Annotated in this window: 20 protein-coding genes; 4 read left to right on the top strand and 16 right to left on the bottom strand. The window is 59.7% G+C overall.

What is annotated here, in order from left to right; all coding sequences use genetic code 11:
• Positions 1 to 159 precede the first annotated feature (159 nt).
• From cysC to K328_RS0104535, 3 genes are all read right to left on the bottom strand, one after another.
• Positions 160 to 2,049 (bottom strand): adenylyl-sulfate kinase, encoded by a 1,890-nt coding sequence (gene cysC, locus K328_RS22560; RefSeq protein WP_036553142.1) that lies wholly within the window; start codon positions 2,047 to 2,049, stop codon positions 160 to 162.
• A gap of 37 nt (positions 2,050 to 2,086) precedes the next feature.
• The gene (cysD, locus tag K328_RS0104530) at positions 2,087 to 2,881 is read right to left on the bottom strand and encodes a sulfate adenylyltransferase subunit CysD (protein ID WP_028464953.1); all 795 of its coding nucleotides are present in this window, start codon (positions 2,879 to 2,881) and stop codon (positions 2,087 to 2,089) included.
• Between the two features lie 176 nt (positions 2,882 to 3,057).
• Entirely contained in the window at positions 3,058 to 4,233 is a 1,176-nt protein-coding gene (locus K328_RS0104535; RefSeq protein ID WP_028464954.1) for an NAD(P)/FAD-dependent oxidoreductase, read from the bottom strand.
• 174 nt (positions 4,234 to 4,407) lie between these two features.
• On the opposite strand from K328_RS0104535, the gene K328_RS0104540 reads away from it, so the two are divergent.
• Entirely contained in the window at positions 4,408 to 5,865 is a 1,458-nt protein-coding gene (locus tag K328_RS0104540; protein WP_028464955.1) for an N-acyl-D-amino-acid deacylase family protein, read from the top strand.
• Between the two features lie 33 nt (positions 5,866 to 5,898).
• Positions 5,899 to 6,495: a cysteine hydrolase family protein gene (locus K328_RS0104545; RefSeq protein WP_205620579.1), complete on the top strand. Its 597-nt coding sequence runs from the start codon at positions 5,899 to 5,901 to the stop codon at positions 6,493 to 6,495.
• An 11-nt stretch (positions 6,496 to 6,506) separates the two neighbouring features.
• Here K328_RS0104545 and K328_RS0104550 read toward each other — a convergent pair whose 3' ends face one another.
• The 13 genes from K328_RS0104550 to K328_RS0104610 all read right to left on the bottom strand — a co-directional run bounded on the left by K328_RS0104550 (position 6,507) and on the right by K328_RS0104610 (position 15,215).
• Positions 6,507 to 6,974 (bottom strand): PilZ domain-containing protein, encoded by a 468-nt coding sequence (locus K328_RS0104550; RefSeq protein WP_028464957.1) that lies wholly within the window; start codon positions 6,972 to 6,974, stop codon positions 6,507 to 6,509.
• A 95-nt stretch (positions 6,975 to 7,069) separates the two neighbouring features.
• Entirely contained in the window at positions 7,070 to 8,467 is a 1,398-nt protein-coding gene (locus tag K328_RS0104555) for an amidase (RefSeq protein ID WP_028464958.1), read from the bottom strand.
• A 26-nt stretch (positions 8,468 to 8,493) separates the two neighbouring features.
• Positions 8,494 to 8,877, bottom strand: a complete 384-nt coding sequence (locus tag K328_RS0104560; protein WP_028464959.1) for a VOC family protein — start codon at positions 8,875 to 8,877, stop codon at positions 8,494 to 8,496.
• 118 nt (positions 8,878 to 8,995) lie between these two features.
• Positions 8,996 to 9,451, bottom strand: a complete 456-nt coding sequence (locus K328_RS0104565; RefSeq protein WP_028464960.1) for a DUF3299 domain-containing protein — start codon at positions 9,449 to 9,451, stop codon at positions 8,996 to 8,998.
• A 67-nt stretch (positions 9,452 to 9,518) separates the two neighbouring features.
• Positions 9,519 to 10,775 carry an ABC transporter permease gene (locus K328_RS0104570; RefSeq protein ID WP_028464961.1) on the bottom strand — a complete coding sequence of 419 codons (1,257 nt, stop codon included), beginning with the start codon at positions 10,773 to 10,775 and terminating at the stop codon, positions 9,519 to 9,521.
• Complete coding sequence (locus K328_RS0104575) at positions 10,759 to 11,496, bottom strand: ABC transporter ATP-binding protein (RefSeq protein WP_028464962.1); 738 nt, start codon at positions 11,494 to 11,496, stop codon at positions 10,759 to 10,761. The genes K328_RS0104570 and K328_RS0104575 overlap by 17 nt, the downstream gene beginning before the upstream one ends.
• A gap of 5 nt (positions 11,497 to 11,501) precedes the next feature.
• A complete protein-coding gene (locus K328_RS0104580) occupies positions 11,502 to 12,050 on the bottom strand; it encodes a DUF2796 domain-containing protein (RefSeq protein WP_084608089.1) in 549 nt (182 codons plus the stop codon).
• Positions 12,051 to 12,144: 94 nt separating this feature from the next.
• A complete protein-coding gene (locus K328_RS0104585; RefSeq protein WP_028464964.1) occupies positions 12,145 to 12,330 on the bottom strand; it encodes a hypothetical protein in 186 nt (61 codons plus the stop codon).
• Positions 12,331 to 12,401: 71 nt separating this feature from the next.
• The gene (locus K328_RS0104590) at positions 12,402 to 12,863 is read right to left on the bottom strand and encodes a YcgN family cysteine cluster protein (protein WP_028464965.1); all 462 of its coding nucleotides are present in this window, start codon (positions 12,861 to 12,863) and stop codon (positions 12,402 to 12,404) included.
• Positions 12,864 to 13,715, bottom strand: a complete 852-nt coding sequence (locus K328_RS0104595; protein WP_028464966.1) for an alpha/beta fold hydrolase — start codon at positions 13,713 to 13,715, stop codon at positions 12,864 to 12,866.
• Positions 13,712 to 14,086, bottom strand: a complete 375-nt coding sequence (locus tag K328_RS0104600) for a hypothetical protein (RefSeq protein ID WP_051284477.1) — start codon at positions 14,084 to 14,086, stop codon at positions 13,712 to 13,714. Before K328_RS0104600 ends, K328_RS0104595 begins: the two co-directional genes overlap by 4 nt.
• Positions 14,087 to 14,118: 32 nt before the next feature.
• Positions 14,119 to 14,871: an SDR family NAD(P)-dependent oxidoreductase gene (locus K328_RS0104605; RefSeq protein ID WP_028464968.1), complete on the bottom strand. Its 753-nt coding sequence runs from the start codon at positions 14,869 to 14,871 to the stop codon at positions 14,119 to 14,121.
• Between the two features lie 98 nt (positions 14,872 to 14,969).
• On the bottom strand, positions 14,970 to 15,215 hold the full coding sequence (locus tag K328_RS0104610; protein ID WP_028464969.1) for a hypothetical protein: 246 nt from the start codon (positions 15,213 to 15,215) through the stop codon (positions 14,970 to 14,972).
• A gap of 121 nt (positions 15,216 to 15,336) precedes the next feature.
• On the opposite strand from K328_RS0104610, the gene K328_RS0104615 reads away from it, so the two are divergent.
• Both K328_RS0104615 and mnmC read left to right on the top strand, forming a co-directional pair.
• Positions 15,337 to 15,732: a cupin domain-containing protein gene (locus K328_RS0104615; protein WP_028464970.1), complete on the top strand. Its 396-nt coding sequence runs from the start codon at positions 15,337 to 15,339 to the stop codon at positions 15,730 to 15,732.
• A gap of 47 nt (positions 15,733 to 15,779) precedes the next feature.
• Complete coding sequence (mnmC, locus tag K328_RS22565) at positions 15,780 to 17,729, top strand: bifunctional tRNA (5-methylaminomethyl-2-thiouridine)(34)-methyltransferase MnmC2/FAD-dependent 5-carboxymethylaminomethyl-2-thiouridine(34) oxidoreductase MnmC1 (RefSeq protein WP_051284479.1); 1,950 nt, start codon at positions 15,780 to 15,782, stop codon at positions 17,727 to 17,729.
• Positions 17,730 to 17,770 lie beyond the last annotated feature (41 nt).

Here is a 17,770-nt window from a genome sequence, read left to right on the forward strand (position 1 = left end):
CCCAGTTTGTTTGTTTGGGATACGGAGCCGTTTACATATCTCATCCCGAAAAAAAACGGGACGCAGCAGAAAAAATCTGATGGATGCCTTTAAGGGGGTGCGGTGCCGCGAAACATGGCCGGAAACTGCGGACATGCGGGTCTTTGAGACCGAATGGATCTAACGGCCGCCGTTCCGCTTAACCATGCTGAAATTCTCTTCAACATAGGCCATCAGTTCAGCGACGGATTCATTCACTGTCCGATCCGCTGTCTCGACCGTGACCTCCGGCGTTACCGGTTCCTCATAAGGCGCCGAAACGCCCGTGAATTCCTTGATTTCGCCAGCCCGGGCCTTCTTGTAGAGGCCTTTTGGATCACGCCCTTCGCAGGTAGCCACATCGGCCGCGATATAGACCTCGTGGAACAGGTCCGGAGCGATGGAGCGTGCCCGGTCTCGGTCGGCGCGGTAGGGCGAGATAAAGGCGGTGATGACCAGCACGCCGGCGCTGGCGAAGAGCTTGGCGACTTCGCCGACGCGGCGAATATTCTCCACCCTGTCTTCCGGTGCGAAGCCAAGATCGGAGGACAGGCCGAAACGGACATTGTCTCCGTCCAGCACATAGACCTGATACCCCTTGGCGAAGAGCTGATGCTCCAGCTCGATGGCGATGGTCGATTTGCCGGCGCCTGACAGGCCGGTCAGCCAGAGAACGCCTCCTTCGTGCCCGTTGGCATGGGCGCGCAGTTCCGGGGTCACACGGTGCTCGACCGCCGTGATGTTGGTTGAGCGGACATCGGTGCGGCTGCGCTGGTCGGGATAGCCTTCCATGAAAATGGTGCCGCCGCCGACCGTGTCGTACTCGTCCACGAGGACGAAACGGCCGGTCTTGGGATTGTCTGAGAACTCATCGAGAGCCAGCATGGAACGGGCGCGGAGCGTCACTTCGCCGATGGCGTTGCGTTCCAGGGTGGTGTCGCCCGAGCGGGTCGTCAGGTTTTCGACATCGATAACCGTCTCGATCGATTGCACCTCGACTATCTGCTCATTGGTGGCGAGCTTCAGTTTGTAGCGCTTGCCAATTTCCAGAGGTTTGCGGCCCAGCCAGAAAATCCGGGCCCGGAACACATTGGTCTCGAACGGTGCATTTGACTCGTGGCTGATCATCTGGCCGCGCTCGATGAAAAGCTGCTCGCTCAACGTGATGCCGACTGATTGTCCCGCGGACGCACTCAATGCCGGGGCCTTGGTGTTCCAGCTCTCTATGCTTTTGACTGTTACCGTCTTGTTGGACGGAGAGATCAGGATTTTGTCACCGGTATGGATACGGCCGCTTTCGATACGGCCAGCGATGATCCGGCGCTCATCGAACTTGTAGACATCCTGTACCGGGAAGCGCAGAGGCCGCTCGGTCGGCAGAATGGGCGGCGTGAAGTTGTCGAGGACCTGGACGAGGGAGGGGCCCTGGTACCAGGGCATTTTGTCCGGCGCCGTAATCAGCCCCTGTCCCTCGCGGGCGGAGACCGGAATGATGGCGGAGGCTTCGAGGCCGAGTTCCGACAGGTAGTTGCGGATTTCGGTCGTCAGTTCCTGGAATCGCTCCTCGCGATAATCCGCGAGATCCATCTTGTTGATAACGACAGCAACCTGCCGTACGCCCAGCAAATGAAGGATATAGCCGTGCCGCCGGGATTGCTCCTGCATGCCGTCCTTGGCATCGATCACCAGCACCGCCGCGTCGGACAGCGCCGCGCCGGAGACCATGTTCTTCAGGAACTCCTTGTGGCCGGGTGCATCGATGATGACGTAGTTGCGCTTCTCCGTATTGAAGAAGATCTGCGTCGTGTCGATGGTGATGCCCTGATCACGTTCCGCCTGCAGGGCGTCGAGGACGAAGGCCCATTCGACTGGCATCCCGCGCCGTTCGGACATTGCGATGACGGCTTCGGCCTTGCCGTCCGGCAGCGAGTTGGTCTCGTGCAGCAGGCGGCCGATCAGGGTCGACTTGCCGTGATCGACATGGCCGACGACGACGAGCTTGAGGGGAGGGATTTCAGAGGAAACGTGCATTTTGAAACTCTTGACCGATCAGATGCGGCAATAGGGCTTACATATAGCCTGCGGTGCGGAGCCGTTCGAAGGCGTCTTCCGCCTCGTGGTCCATGGCACGGCCGCTGCGTTCGGCGATACTGGTGCCTTCAAGCTCGGTGATGATCTCTTCGATCGTGCCGGCTTCGCTTTTGATCGGGTTCGTTATGTCCTGATCGCCGAGAGAGCGATAGCGCTTGCCGTTCTTAGAGAAATACAGGTCGACGATCGGAATGCCCTCGCGCTGGATGTAACGCCAGATGTCGAGCTCCGTCCAATGCAGGATCGGATGGATCCGGATATGGGTGCCGGGCGCGAAATCGGTCTTGAACTGGTCCCAGAATTCCGGCGGCTGGTCGCGGAAATCCCATTCGGCATTCTCGCCGCGCGGACTGAAGACGCGCTCCTTGGCGCGGGTGGCTTCCTCGTCCCGGCGGATACCGGCAACCACGGCCTGCATGTCCTGCTCGGCGATCAGGCGCTTCAGCGCCTCGGTCTTGCGGGCGGCGGAGCGGGTGGCCGGCGGCAGCGTCGGATCGATCTCCTCAATCGGCGGGCAGTCCCGGACGATCAGGTTCACACCCCATTCGGCGGAATATTTTTTCTGGAAGTCATACATCTCCGGAAATTTCTTTCCGGTGTCGCAGAACATCAACGGAAACGGGACATGGCCCAGGAACGCCTTGCGGGCGAGCCACACCATGACGTTCGAATCCTTGCCGAGGGACCAGAGCATGCCCATACGGTCGAACTTGTTAAAGGCTTCACGCAGAATATAGACACTCTGCGCTTCCAGCGCGTCGAGATGATCCATCGGGCCGGGTGTTCCGTTCAAAATCCAAGTGGAGCGCGGTTTCTAGGCGTCATATGGCCTCTTGTCAAAAGCGCAAAAAGGGGCAGGGAACGATTTGCACAGTTCGGTCGCCTTTTTGCGTTGTACAGGGAAAGCCTAGCCTCTTTACCCCGGTCCAGTGGAAATCTTTTTCCTACTCAGGACTCCGCGCCAGTGAAGTAGGCAGCATTTGCGAGCGATGGGCGATTAGGAGCGAGATCCGCAATAGCGAGTCCCTCGGCGGTGACCTGATCGGGCAGTGGCTTGCCTTGCGCCAGCGCGGCGGACGTCATTCCCATGGCGGCGGAAGTCTGGATGCCGTATCCGCCTTGTCCTGCAAGCCAGAAGAACCCATCAAGGCCGGGCTCGAACCCGACGACCGGGGATTTGTCCCCGACAAAAGAGCGTAGCCCGGCCCAACGGCTGTGAAAGCGTCCGACCGTCAGGGTGGTGGCATTCTCGATCCGGTCGACAGCGATGGCGAGGTCGAGATCCTCGGGCTGGGCATCCGTCGGCATGGAGGGGGTCTCATCTGCGGGGGAGCCAAGGAAGCGTCCGCCCTCCGGCTTGATGTACCAGTCCTCGTTCACGTTCACGACTGCGGGCAATGTATCCGGATTGATCCCTTCCGGCGGATCGAAGGTGAAGGCCGTGCGCCGTTTCGGTATGAGTCCGATCGGCTTGGCGCCGGCCATCTTGCCAACTTCGTCCGCCCAGGCGCCGGCAGCATTGATGACGACGGGTGCAGTGAAGGTTCCTGCCCGTGTCTCGACCGTCCAGCCGTCTGCAGTTCGGGTCAGTCCCTGGATTTCGGCGTCTGTCACGATTTCTCCGCCACTGGCGCGCATGCCGCGGATAAAGCCCCAGTGCAGGGCATGGACATCCATGTCCATATCGCTCGGATCATAGAGGCCGCGCACGGTCTTGGCGGGATCGATTGCCGGGAATAGCTCCAGCAGGCGGGCGCCCTCGACGATCTCGGTTCCGGTCGTGTTTGCCGCCAGTTCCTTGTGTATTTCGGCCAGCGCATCGAGTTGGTCGGCTTCGGCCAGAATCAGCGATCCGCGCGGCGTCAGTATAGGATCTTGGGCGAAACCCTCCGGTGAGTTCAGAAAGAACGGCTTTCCGGCACGGTTCAACGCGCGGATCGAGGCATTTCCATAACTCTCGATATAGAGGGCAGCGGAGCGTCCGGTCGTGTGATAGCCGGGCTGGCTTTCCCGCTCCAGCAGCAGGACGGAGCCATGCGGCGCAAGAAAGTAAGCGCAGGATGCGCCCGCCATACCGGCGCCGATGATGATGTAATCCGCTTGGCGGTTCGTGCTGGGAGTCATGTTGTGATCCATTTCGAGAGGGACCCAGAGCCTACGCCGTGACTTTCCCCAATCTCAAGGCTTGTCCTACTTATGCTGACAGGCTCGGGCATAAGTTCCGCCGCGGCCATTGACTTCAACCGCGCGTCCTCGTCCGATCTAGTCTGGAAATATATCGACAGAGGGGATCGGGTAATGGCTGAGGCAGGGTTCGATGTTGTTCTGGAGGGCGGCGATGTCATTGACGGCACCGGCGCGCCGAGACGGCGTGCGGATGTCGGTATCCGGGACGAGCAGATTGCAGCTATCGGCGATCTGTCCGAGTCGGATGCTGGACGCCGGATCGATGTCAGCAACCGCATCGTCGCGCCTGGCTTCATCGACGTGCATACTCACGACGACCGGATGCTGCTGTGCGAGCCGGATTTCGACATGAAGGTCAGCCAGGGTGTCACGACCGTGGTCGTCGGCAATTGCGGTATCAGCCTCGCACCGTTGGTGACCGACGTGCCGCCGCCACCGCTCGATCTGATCGGGGACGCGGACTGGTACAAGTTCGCCACATTTGATTCCTTCCTGCGCGCAGTTGAGCAGGCACCCGCCTCGGTGAACGCGGCCTTTTTAGTCGGCCATTCAACCCTCCGGGTCGGCATCATGGACCGTCTCGATCGGGGAGCGACCAGCGAAGAGATCAAGTCCATGCGCGGCCTGCTTGAAGAAGGGCTGGAAGCCGGAGCCGTCGGTTTCTCCACCGGGCTCTTCTATGCACCGTCGCAGAAGGCGCCGACCGAAGAGGTGATCGAGCTGTCACGCAGCCTGAAAGCTTTTGGCGCCCGCTATGTGACACATATGCGCAACGAGTCGGATCAGGTCATCGACTCGCTTGAGGAGACCTTCACCATCGGCCGTGAAGCGGACGTCCCGGTGATCGTTTCGCACCACAAGGTGCAGGGAAAACACAATTTCGGCCGCAGCTGCGAGACCTTGGCCTGCATCGAGAAACACATGCATCATCAGGATATCGGCCTCGATATCTATCCTTATGCGGCATCCTCGACTGTGCTGAAGGCCGACGCCATTGCGCTTGCCGAGAAGGTGAAGATCACCTGGTCGAAATCCCGCCCGGATCTGGCCGGGCGGATGCTGGACGATATCGCCAAGGAATTCGGCTGTGATCTGTTTGAGGCTGCCGAGATGCTACAGCCGGCCGGCGCGATTTATTTCAGCATGAGTGAGGAAGATGTGCAGCGCATCCTCACGTTCAAACATGCCATGATCGGCTCCGACGGTTTGCCGCATGACGAATTCCCGCATCCCCGGTTGTGGGGCACGTTCCCGCGTGTTCTGGGCCACTATTGCCGCGATCTTGAACTCTTCCCTCTGGAGGAGGCGGTGCGCCGCATGACAGGACTTTCCGCCGACAAGTTCGGCCTGAAGGGCCGTGGCCGGATCGCCGAAGGCAACTTTGCCGATATCTGCGTGTTCGACGAGAAGACGGTGATCGACCGGGCTGATTTCGACAATCCGACCGCGCCGTCCGGCGGCATCGAGAGTGTCTTCGTCAATGGCCGCATGGTCTGGGGTGCGGGTGCTCATACCGGGGCGCGTCCGGGCAAGGCACTGCGCCGCGGCATGGGACCGCTTGCCGCTTAAAGCGCCGAAGAGCGCATCCAGGAGGAAACAAAATTGAGCGATACGCCGAAAACACTGCTCCAGATGGCTGGCGTGCCGAACACGCCGCCAGCCCTGGGAGAATCCGTTCTGTTGGTGATCGACGCACAGAATGAATATGTCAGCGGTGTGCTGGCATTACCGGGGGCGGCGCCGGCAACGGATGTGCTGGCGTCAGTGCTGGCGAAAGCACGGGCGGCTGGCGCTCCGGTCGTGCATGTCCGCCACAAAGGCAATCCGGGCGGGGCGTTCGATCCGGAGACGGACCGGTTTGCGATCATCGACGCGGTCTCGCCGCAAGACGGTGAAGAGATCGTCGACAAGAAGCTGCCGAATTCCTTCGCAGGCACCAATCTTCAGGCCGTGCTTGAAGCAACAGGCCGCAAGAAGCTTATCATTGGCGGTTTCATGACCCATATGTGCGTCAGCTCAACCACCCGTGCGGCGCTGGATCTTGGTTGGAGTTCTGCGGTGATCTCTGATGGTTGCGCAACCCGCGCTCTGCCAAGCCCGACGGGCGGCAAGGTCGTCGATGCAGATACACTGCATGAAGCCAGTCTGGCGGGACTTTCGGACCGGTTCGCGATCATCGCGCCGGGTTCTGCATTCTAACGGGCACCAGGTTATTTGGTGTAATGCGCTCTCATGCTGTTGGCGATGGCGATCAGTTGCGGGTCGCTGATGTTGTCAAACTGCACATGGACGCCGTTCTCGGTGCTGCTGACGACCCGTGCCGCGATCGTTCCAGCCTCCGGAATATTCAGCTCTATCTCTGTATCCGGGAGGATTGGCCAATCCGCAACGATATAGGCGCCGCCGATGGACAGATCCTCGATGGCGCAATCGACGTCCTTACCGTCGATCCGGAAGATGGAAATATCGCGGCGCGGCACTCTCAGATCGCGCCGCCGGTCGCCCTCCTGCGGCAAATCAACGAGAAGCCGCAGGGCAGCAAGTTCATGCAGCAAATCCGCGACCTGGGATGCCGATTTCTCGTCTGACATCTTTCCGAGTAGACGCTCGGCCTGTCCTTGAATGTTCGACAGTCCCTCCGAGAGGGTCTTCGTCTGATCTGGATGCAGGTCAGGCATGGGCGCTACCTCTCACTCTGGTGAGATACTTGATCTACCTAGGGTGAGTATTCGCGTCTTTTCCCGATCTGTACAGGCTGTCGCGTGACTTTTTGTCAGCCGACGGTTGGCATTTTGAAAGGGCTAAGCGCTTCGTAGGCTGCACTCGCCTGGAGCACTTTGTCTTCCCGGTACTTCTGCCCGACGATCTGCAATCCGGCAGGCAGGCCCTCGCTGGTGAACCCACAGGGGACGGACGCGGCCGGATGCTGCGTCAGGTTGAACGGGTAGGTGAAAGCGGTCCATTCGGTCCAGCGGCGCATGCCCGAGCCCTCAGGAACCTCGAGGCCGGCATCGAAAGCTGTGGTCGGCATGGCCGGTGTGAGCAGCAGGTCGTAGCGGTCCATCAATTGGTTCACTTCGAGACCAAGTTTTTCCCTTGCCTGGATAGCGTCCTGATATTCGGGAAGTGTGATCTCAAGCCCTTCCATACAAACTTCGGCGAACCCGGGATCAAGCAATTTCCGTTGTTCCGGATTGAGGGCCCGGTAAGCGTTGGCGGCACCGGTAAACCAGTGGATTCTGAATGTTTCCGAGGAAGACGAGTAATCCAGGTCGACTTCCTCGATATGTGCGCCAAGTTCGGCCATGCGCTTTGCCGCCGTAGCAACGAGTTCGGCAATCTCCGGGTCGACCTTCGCAAAACCGAGATCAGGACTGTAGGCAATACGCATGCCCCGGACAGACTTGCCCGAGAGTTGCCGGAAATCACATCCGTCGTCGGGTGCGGTGTACCAATCCATCACATGAAGACCGCTCATGACGGTCAGCATCAGCGCGGCATCCGCGACCGTGCGTGTCATCGGGCCTGCATGGGAAACGGTTCCCATCACGCTGGCGGGATATTGCGGTACGCGGCCAAAGGTCGGCTTGAGACCGAAGATGCCGCTATAGGCCGCAGGGATACGGATCGAGCCGCCTCCGTCGGTACCCTGGTTCAGCGCGCCCATGCCGAGCGCCGTCGCCACCGCCGCACCGCCGGATGAACCACCCGGGGTCTTCTCCCGGTTCCAGGGATTGCGGGTGATGCCGGTAAGCGGGCTGTCGGTCACGCCCTTCCAGCCATATTCCGGGGTCGTGGTCTTGCCCGTGAAGACTGCGCCATGGTCGCGCAGGCGGGCGACGAAAGGAGCATCCGTCGCACTTCTGAAATCCGGGTCGCTGGTTTTGGAGCCGCGCCGGACCGGCCAGCCTTTTACTTCGGCCAGATCCTTGATGGTCGTTGGAACGCCGTCGACGATGCCGATCGGTGTCCCGGCCTTCCAGCGCGCCTCGGATGCTTTCGCGGCCGCCAAAGTCGAGTCCTCGTCGATATGAACAAAGGCATTGAATACCTCGTTGTGCTTTCCGATTTCCTCCAGTGAGGCCTTCACCGCCTCAACCGGCGAGATGGTTCCGGCGGCATAGGCCTGGACCAGATCGGTCGCACTCATCATCGCGAGATCGCGGCTCATATTATTGCTCCTGCACTTAAAACTGCTCAGCGGACCGGGGAGGGCCAACTGGAATCCCTGAATTCCTGGATCTCGAAACGGTAGGTGCCGATACCCCGGAAAAAGGCTGAATAGACGTTGAAGGTCTCGCTATAGGCGGGCGGGGCATCGAAGACGACACCCTTTGCTTTCATGCGGTCGTAGAAACCGTCCACATCGTCAGACACGAAAGAGATGGTGACGGCGGGGTCGTCTGCCGGCGGCCGGTTTGTACAAACGCCGAGGAAGGCGTTCGGCGCCACTTCAAAGATATGGCATCGGTCGCTCTGATTGAGCGCGAGACGAAATCCCAGGGTTTCTCCGAGAAACGCAGAGGAGGATGTCAGATCATCCGTATAGATGAAGGACAGCATCTGACCGATGGATGGCATGGCTAATGTGGCTCCCGGGGATACCATGGCGAAGGAGACGGGCCACGGCGAAATGGAATGAAGCGGGAGTTTAGGACGTGAAATAACCCAGACGCAATTCGGTCATTCGGGCAATTCGCTATTCATACGGGGTAATGGCCTCCGCCTCGAGGCTGTAGCCTACTTCGGCCAGGTCCGTTTCCTCTTCGAGAATGCCGAGGATACCGGTGACATAGACCGGCTCGAACATCTCGCGCGGGTTATAGGATTGCGCGATCCTGACAAGGATCAGCTGGTTCGGCGGCGGCGGCGGGACGTGAATGCAGGCGCCGACATAGGGCACGAGGATAAGCTCTTTCACGCCTTCGCCGTTATAATCCAGGGGAATGATGTATCCGGGAATGCGGATTCTGGTACCGGCCAACTCGTGAACAACATCCTTGCCGACGATGCTCTGTTCGGGCGGAGGGCCGCTATTATCTGGAAGCGAGGTTGACTGAGACGCACGGTCGATCTCGGGGAGAAGGTCTTCCCAGAGAAGGTCGCGGGGCTCCCCGGCGGCAAAAGCCGGATGGCGGTTTATCAGAAATGTCATGGCGGACGCCGCGGCAACGCGTAGAGCAGTCCGGCGGCTGAATGCGAAATGTTTCAAAACACTCTCCTCATTGCCGGACAGTCATACCGTCAGCAAGCGACATACGGTAGGCACCGATGGCGGGAACAAGACCCGAAAGAATACCGCCGCACACGAAGCCAGCCAAAATCAAAAATTCTCTTCCCGAGGGTAACGAGAACGGCAGGTAGAGCCCATAGGCTTGATCGACGATCGGGCCGGCGATTGCCAACCCTGCAAGGAACAGGAACGTTCCTGTAAAGGCACCGGCAAGGGCCAGCGTTCCCGCTTCCAGTATCATCAGGCACCCGACTATGGACGGTCCAGCGCCGACGGCCCTGAGGATGGCCATCTCCCGGCGCCGTTCGGACAGACTGGAGAGGATCGCGGCGACCATGCCGATCAGGGCGGTCAGGACCACCATTCCTGAAACACCGGCCAGAGCCGACTCGGCAACACCGATCAGGGACCAAAGCTCCTGCAGCGCGACCCCGGGCAGGACGGCGAGCAGGGGTTCTTGCGGATATTCGTTGATGTGGCGCTGCAAACGGAAGGTTTTCAGCTTGGATGTGACGCCAACCAGCACGGCCGTGATGCTTTTCGGTGTCAGGTCCATGGCCCGCACCGCGTCGGCCCCGGTAGAGCGGCCCGGGGTGCGTGCGCCGCTTTGCCAGTCGACATGGATCGCCTCGATGGCCTTGAGGCTGACATGGACGGTCCGGTCGACCGGCGTGCCGGTCTTGGCAAGGATGCCGGAGACCCAGAACGGCATGTCTTCGTGCTTCGTAAAGCCGACCGCTCCGAGACCGTGCGCCACGACAATCGGATCTCCGACCTTGTATCCGAGATCTGCGGCCACGTCGGCCCCGAGGACGGCGTCGAAAAGATCGTCGAAGCGTTTTCCCCCGGCGAATGTCAGGGGAGCATTGCCGCGAAAACGGTAATGCTCGAAATAGGCATCGGTTGTGCCCATGACCCGAAACCCGCGATGGCTGTCGCCGAGCGAGATCGGTACGGTCCAGGCTACTTCCGGCCGGTCGGCGATATCGCGATAGCTTTCCCAGGTCATGTTGTTGGTGGCATTGCCAATGCGGAAAACCGAATAGAGCAGCAACTGCACGCTGCCGCTACGCGCTCCGACGATCAGGTCGGTGCCGGCGATGGTATTCCCGAAACTTGCACGGGCCCCCGTTCTGACACGCTCGACGCTCAGGAATAGGGCAATGCTGATGGCGAGCGCGAGAATTGTCAGCAGCGCCGTTGAACGCCGGTTCGCCAGGGACTGCAGGCTAAGACGTAGCAGCATCGGGCGCTTCCTCACGGTGCTTTATGTCCGCCAGGCGGATCACGCGATCGAACCATCGGGACAGCCGCTCATCATGGCTCACCATGAGGAGTGACGATCCGCTCCGGTCTAGTTGTTTGAAGATCAATTCGAGAAAGGCTTGCTGCGACTCTCCGTCGAGAGCGGAAGTCGGCTCGTCCGCGATCACCAGCTCGGGGTCGCCGATCAAAGCCCTGGCGGCGGCAACCCGTTGTTGCTGTCCGGAGCTGAGAAGGGAGGCGGGTTGCCCCGTCTGGATGTCTTCCGGCAGGCCGAGAGCGGTTAGCAGCCGTGCCGCCGCTTTCTCTGGAGTTTCTTTTTCTCGAACCCGGCGTTCCCGCTTCGGGGCAAAGCTCAGTCCGAGACGGACATTGTCCAGAGCCGACGCATAGGGCAACAAGTTGAACATCTGAAAGATGACGCCGAGATGTTCCGCCCGGAACCGATCGCGTTGGGCCGATGACAGCTTGGCGAGGTCCGTTCCGAGCAATTCGATCAGGCCTTTTTGTGGCTGGGAAATTCCTGAAATCAGGCCGAGCAGGGTGGATTTTCCACCACCGGACGGGCCGAGCAGCAAAACCCGCTCGGCCTTTTCAATCCTGAACCGGTCGACCCCGAACCGGAACGCGCTGCCCGGCCACTGGAACGCGACATGCTCCAGCAGGACGGTTGGCGGTGCCGATGGGGTGGATGGTTCGGTCATGGCTCTCAGTCCAGTGTCAGTGTCGGATGGTCGGGGCTTACCTCAAACTGGAACTGACCTTTTGGCGAGACGATTTGCACGTCAAGCTCTTCGCTGTTCGGAAACTGTTTGAAAAAGGGGAAAGAGAAACCGGCGATCTTGGCAGTGTCCATGCAGGAGAACCGGAAGGTCACATGGAATTCCATATGTTCGCCATCATGTTCCGCATCGGATGATTTTTTATCATGATTGTGGTCATCCTCCTCCATGAAACGGGATTCCTGGAGGGTGCAGCCTGCTTCGCCGATAACGCTGAACAAAGCGCCGCCCTTGGCGAGTTTGGCTTTGCCGGCATCGAATGCTTCGTGCTGGGCTACAGTCTCGGGAGCATGCTCGAAACCAACGATATCCGCGCCAGGAATTTCGATCTCCATCTCGATCGTTGCGCCTTCGATGGCGATGGTGAGTTGACCATGGCCGTGTTCGTGCGCGTCGGCTTGGCGCGTTTCACTGGCAGCGGCCATCGTGTTCGTCACGGTTAGCATTACCGCTAAGATGTATGGAAGTCGGGTCATTGGCGAAGCTCCTGGGGGGAAGATCGTGTAAGAAAAGAATGTTATAACGTTACATTTTTAGCTTGCGATCAACTCATTTCTGCGAGCTGCAATTTTACTGCTGAATTTTGATCCGGGATCCCTCGCGAGGCGTGCAATCACCGCTAAGCCATTGCTGAACCATGCTTTCCTTGCAGGCGGTCCACGGGCGGTCAACGCCGCCCCCGATTTCTTCCTGATAAATCGTCGCAAAAGCGACCACCGCAAGAATGGCGGCCAGGATCCACATATTCCGACTCATGGCTTTGCTCCTCTGTCCGGCTTCAAGTGGGAAGCCTCAGATGACGAGAAAAGGGTTAACGCTGCATTTTCCTACTCGGCCCACTCGACAATATGGTCTGGCAGTTTTTCGTCAGGCACATATTTTTCGGACACCGCCCGCCCGCGAACAGAAATCCCGGCGACATGGACCATATCCGGATCGCCGCAGACGAGGGGATGCCAGTGCGGCAGATCCTTGCCTTCCTTCACAAGCCGGTAGGCGCAGGTAGATGGCATCCATATCAGGTCTTCCAGTACGTCCGGCGTAAGGATCACACAGTCAGGCACCTTCGCCTTGCGATTTGGGTAGTCACCGCATTTGCACGAATGACAGTCGAGCAGGGTGCAGGCGACATCCGTGTAGTGCAGATCGTCGGTCACATCGTCGATCAGCTTGACGAGGCAGCACTTGCCGCAACCATCGCACAGGGCTTCCCACTGCTCGGAGTTCATCTGCTCGAGCGGTGTGGTTTTCCAGTAAGGCGTCTCTGCCTCGTGCTGATCCAGAGCCATTCAGTCCTTGTCCGCAATTTTCGCCAGCACCGGGAGGATGTAATCCCGAAAAGCCGCCGGATTTTCCGACATCGGGAAATGCCCCATGCCGGCCATGATGATCGCCTCCGCGCCCGGAATACGTTCCGCTGTGCGCAGCGTATCCTCCGGTGTGCAGGAGTAATCATATTCTCCGGTCATCAGAAAGACGGGACAGTGCCCGGTGTCGATGGTGCTGCTCTCCCGGGCATAGTCGCTATCGGTGCGATAGAAGTGCATATCGCCCTTAAATACCTCCGGCCCGCCCTGATAATAGTGCCAGAGAGTCTCCCAGCGGAATTCATCCGGACTTTGCGGGGCGACGAGGCCGGAAACCAGGGCGGCGCAGAAGTCTCCTCGCAGGAATTCTGGGCTTTCCAGCCAGCTATTGTCGTACCAGGGCGAGGGGCTGTCGGAGCCTTCGAGCCCGATTACGCCGCGCAGAGACGCACCCTGTTCCTGCGCCAGTCGGACCACAACCCTCCCGCCCATGGAGCAGCCCATAACCACGGGGCGCTCAAGTTCCATTGCCTGTGAGAAGGCTGCGATTGCCGCGACATAGAACTGGCTGGTCAGCTTGTATTCCTCACCTTCCCAGCCCACCGGCGGGTTCGACTTCCCGTGCCAGGGCAGATCGAAGGCAATGACCCGGAAACGGTCCGTCACCGTGTCGTCGCACATCAGGTGGCGGTACTGGCTGGAATGCGCGCCGGCGGTATGCAGGCAGAGCAGCGGAATACCGCTTCCGGCCTCTTCGAAATAGATCCGGTACGGCCGTCCCTCGATCTCGAGATGCACATAGCGTCCGGAGATAGGCTCGATCCGCGCGCTCATTGGCTCGTCTCCTGGCGCAGGGTACGCGGCAATGCGAGCAACTCCTTGACGTAACGCAGATTGTGCAGCAGCGGCGCCGTGTTGCCATCCAGACTGGCATGGCCGTAGCGGGTCATGGCGAACAAGTCCTGATAGCCCGATGGCGGCATGTCTGAGCTAAACACATCCCAGACTTCCTTTGATGCCCGGATGGCGAAATCCCAACTCCGCATCTTGAATGGCCCTATATCGACGGCTGTTACATGGCCATCTTTGACCGTCACATGATAGGGCGTATCGCCGACTTCCAGCAGGAAACTGGAATCCATATAACGGCCAATCCGTTGCAGGTCCGGCCGCGCGGCGACGGCATCTTTCAGGCATTCGAACACGAAAATTTCTCCTTCTGTCGGGGAGCTTTGGATCAGTAGACCGTGCGGCCACCGGAAACATCGAAACAGGCGCCGGTGCTGAAGCTGCACTCCTCGGATAGCAGCCAGCAGACCATGGAGGCGCATTCCTCTGCAGTCCCGAGACGCTTCAACGGGCTTTTCGAGATCATGATTTCAACATGTGCGGGATCCATCCGGTCCACCATCTCCGTATCGAGAGCGGCCGGTGCAACCGAATTGACCAGCACACCGGTGCCGGCAAGCTCCTTGCCCATGGATTTGGTCAAGGCGATGACACCGGCTTTAGCGGCGCTATAGGCGGGCGCATTCGGCGTGCCTTCCTTGCCGGCAAGGGACGCGATATTCACGATCCGGCCGTATCCGCGCCCAACCATGCCGGGGGCGATGGTCTTGGAGCAGAGAAATACGCCCGTCAGATCGACATTCAGGACGCGCTGCCAGTCGGCCAGCGTGTAGTCGATTGTGGAGACGGTAGGTCCCGCAATGCCGGCGCTGTTCACAAGCAGGTCGATCGGTCCGAGCGCGCCCGTCGCTGATGCATGGGCAATGCAGACGTCTGATTCCGAGGAGACATCGACCGCCGTGGTAATCAGATTGTCCGAGGCTCCTATGGCATCGGCAGCCGCCGCGAGTGCGTTATTGTCCTGATCCCAGAGAGCGACTTTTCCTCCGTTCTCCAGAATGCGTACGGCAACGGCTAGACCGATGCCCTTTGCGCCGCCCGTCACAATCGCGGAGCGGCCGCTGAATTCCCCATCCTTCAAGGCGTTTCTCCCGAACGCGTTTTGTAACTCGGGCTCGTAACGGCCCGTTTGTTACCCAGTCCCTGTTTTGGGTCCCTGTTGTTATTGAGCTCCGGTTGTTACTTGGCGCTGAGCGTGAATTCTCCCTCGCGAATGCGGTCCGGCCACTCGGCGACCATGTCCGCGACGGCTTGCTCACCGTAATTCTCGATCATATCCGTCAGGGCTGCAAAGATCGCGGATGAGGCGACCATTTCCGGAGCGCAGCCGTTATCGACGGCTTCGTCCCAGGCCTCGAGGATGAGTTTCAGGGCGATGCGTTTCTGTTCGTCATCCGGCAAAACGCCCGCATCCGAGTCCGACATGTGTCTCTCCAGAAAGTCTTCAGTTCCGGCTCCGTTGGAAGCCTCACATTGTTTTTAGTGTTGCTTGAGGCTGGCGCCTGCCGAACGCTAGACTGAAACGGTAAACAGTGGGAGGAAAAACATGTCGGAAAATCATGACTTCTTGCATCACGTCGGTGATGAGCATCCATTCGTTGCGCGTGGTCTGAGGAACTATTTCGAGTATCGCGATCTGGGAATCGAGGACGCATCGAAGGGCGATGTCGTCTCCCATGTGATCCGTGCCCGAGACGGTCACAATGCGACTGGCGCGTGGCACGTGCACGATTGCAAGTTCCAGATGTTTTATGTGCTGAAGGGCTGGGCCCGCTTCGAGTATGAGGGGCAGGGCGTGCATACAATGAAGGCTGGCGATTGCGTCATGCAGCCGCCGCTGATCAAACATCGGGAGATCGAACATTCGGCGGATCTTGAACTTATCGAAGTGGTCTCCCCGGCGGATTTCAAAACTTACGAGGTTGACGGGCCCGAAGCCTGAAGCCATTGGTCCGGCAAATGTCTGACCGGCCGATAGTGGAGGCCCTAATGTCGGCCGATCTAGTCTGGAAAGAAGACAATGCGCCTTTTTCCAACCGGTTCGGAGATGTCTATTTCTCGACGGAAGGCGGGCTTGCGGAAAGCCGGCACGTCTTTCTAGAGGGTAATGGCTTGCCGGCGGCTTGGGCCGGACAAAGTGATTTCACCATCGCGGAAACCGGCTTTGGAACCGGATTGAATTTCTGTGCTGCGGTCCAGTTGTGGCTGGAAACCAGACCACCGGACGGCTTGCTGCACTATGTCAGCGTTGAAGGGTACCCGCTGAGTGCCGGTGAATGTTTCCGGGCGCTTGCGCAATGGCCGGAATTGGATTTCATAGCGGCTGCATTGAGGCAACGCTATCCCGAGCCCGTTCCCGGAATGCACAGGATTCATTTTGAGGAATGGGGCGTCGTTCTCACGCTGGCTATCGGCGAGGTGGGCGCGATGCTGTCCGGTCTGCATGGGCGGATCGATGCCTGGTTCCTTGACGGTTTCGCGCCGTCCAAAAACCCGGAAATGTGGCGCGACGAGGTCTTGACTGAGGTCTCCCGCCTGACGGTGCCGGAGGGAAGTCTGGCGACTTTCACTGCTGTGGGAGATGTCAAAAGAGGCCTTGCCCAGCGCGGCTTCAAAGTTCGCAAGACACCTGGATTCGGAAGCAAGTGGAAGATGATCGTCGCGCAAAAGGTGCCTGATCTGCCGGACAGCCGGGCACCGTTGTCTAGGCGGGCAGTGCCGGTCCGTGAGCGGTCACGGCTGGATCGAGTTGCTATTGTCGGCGGCGGCATCGCGGGCGCGTCCTTGGTCAGGGCCTTGCGGCGGCGCGGCATGGACCCGGTGCTTTACGACGGCGCCGGACCCGGCGCAGGCGCCTCCGGTAATGCTTATGCACTTGTGACGCCTCGGATGGATGCCGGAGACAGTGCCGTCGCCCGGTTTTTTGCCGCGGCCTACAGGTATGCGACCGCGCAATATGGCGAGGGGCCGGGGTGGGATCCGTGCGGCGCGCTTGTCATGCTGGAAGATGAGGAGACGCTGGTGCGGGCCGATAAGGCCCGGGGCTTTGCGTGGCAGCCTGCGGCCAGCGGCAGTCTTCTTGATCGGGCACAAGCCAGCCAGCGGGCGGGCGTGGAGCTGGATTGTCCGGGCCTGTTTTATGAGACGGCGGGGCTTTTGCAAACGGAGCGCCTGCTCTGTGACTGGATCGGCTCGACCAGAGTTATCGGTACCAACATCGACAGAGTTTCACGATCCGCCCGCGGATATTTGCTGTTGGATTCAAATGGAAATGTTGCCGGGGAGGCGGATGCTGTCATTCTTGCCGCGGGCGACGGCAACCGTCACTTTTCCGGCACGCACTGGATCCCGCTTACACCTGTGCGCGGGCAGGTTTCCGGGGTCCCGGCATCGGATGCTGGCCACGCCCTGAAATGCGCCCTGTCCTGGAGCGGATATCTTTCTCCAGTGCGGGGTGGATGCCACATGCTCGGCGCGACCAACGATAGAACCAACAAGATTGGCGAAGAGTGGGGGTGGGCCGTTCTTGACGAGGACCATCGCCACAACCACGGAAGCCTGCCGGGCTGCCTGGCGCATCTCGTCGATCAGCCTGATGCCTCATGGTCCGGGCGCGCGCGACTGCGGTCGGCGACGCCCGACCGCGTTCCCCTGTTTGGCGCCATTCCGGACGTCGCTGGTTTGGCTGACTCGTTTCGTAATCCGGCAGGCCGGGGCTATGTAACCTTTCCGGACGGCGATCTGCTGATCCTTGGGGGGCTGGGCTCGCGCGGCTTTGTTACGGCGCCGCTTGCCGCCGAACTGCTCGTAGCCCGCCTGTTAGGGGAAGTATGGCCGGTTGAAGAGTCTTTAGGCATCGCTGGCGACCCGACCCGGTTCGCGAGCAGGGCCCATCGGCATGCGCGGATCGAAGAATTTCTAGGCCGGCGTGTCAGATGAAAATGATATTTTAACCATTAAAAAAGAAGTTTCTGAAAACC

It is taken from the genome of Nisaea denitrificans DSM 18348, from assembly GCF_000426505.1.
Taxonomy (GTDB): Bacteria; Pseudomonadota; Alphaproteobacteria; order Thalassobaculales; family Thalassobaculaceae; genus Nisaea; species Nisaea denitrificans.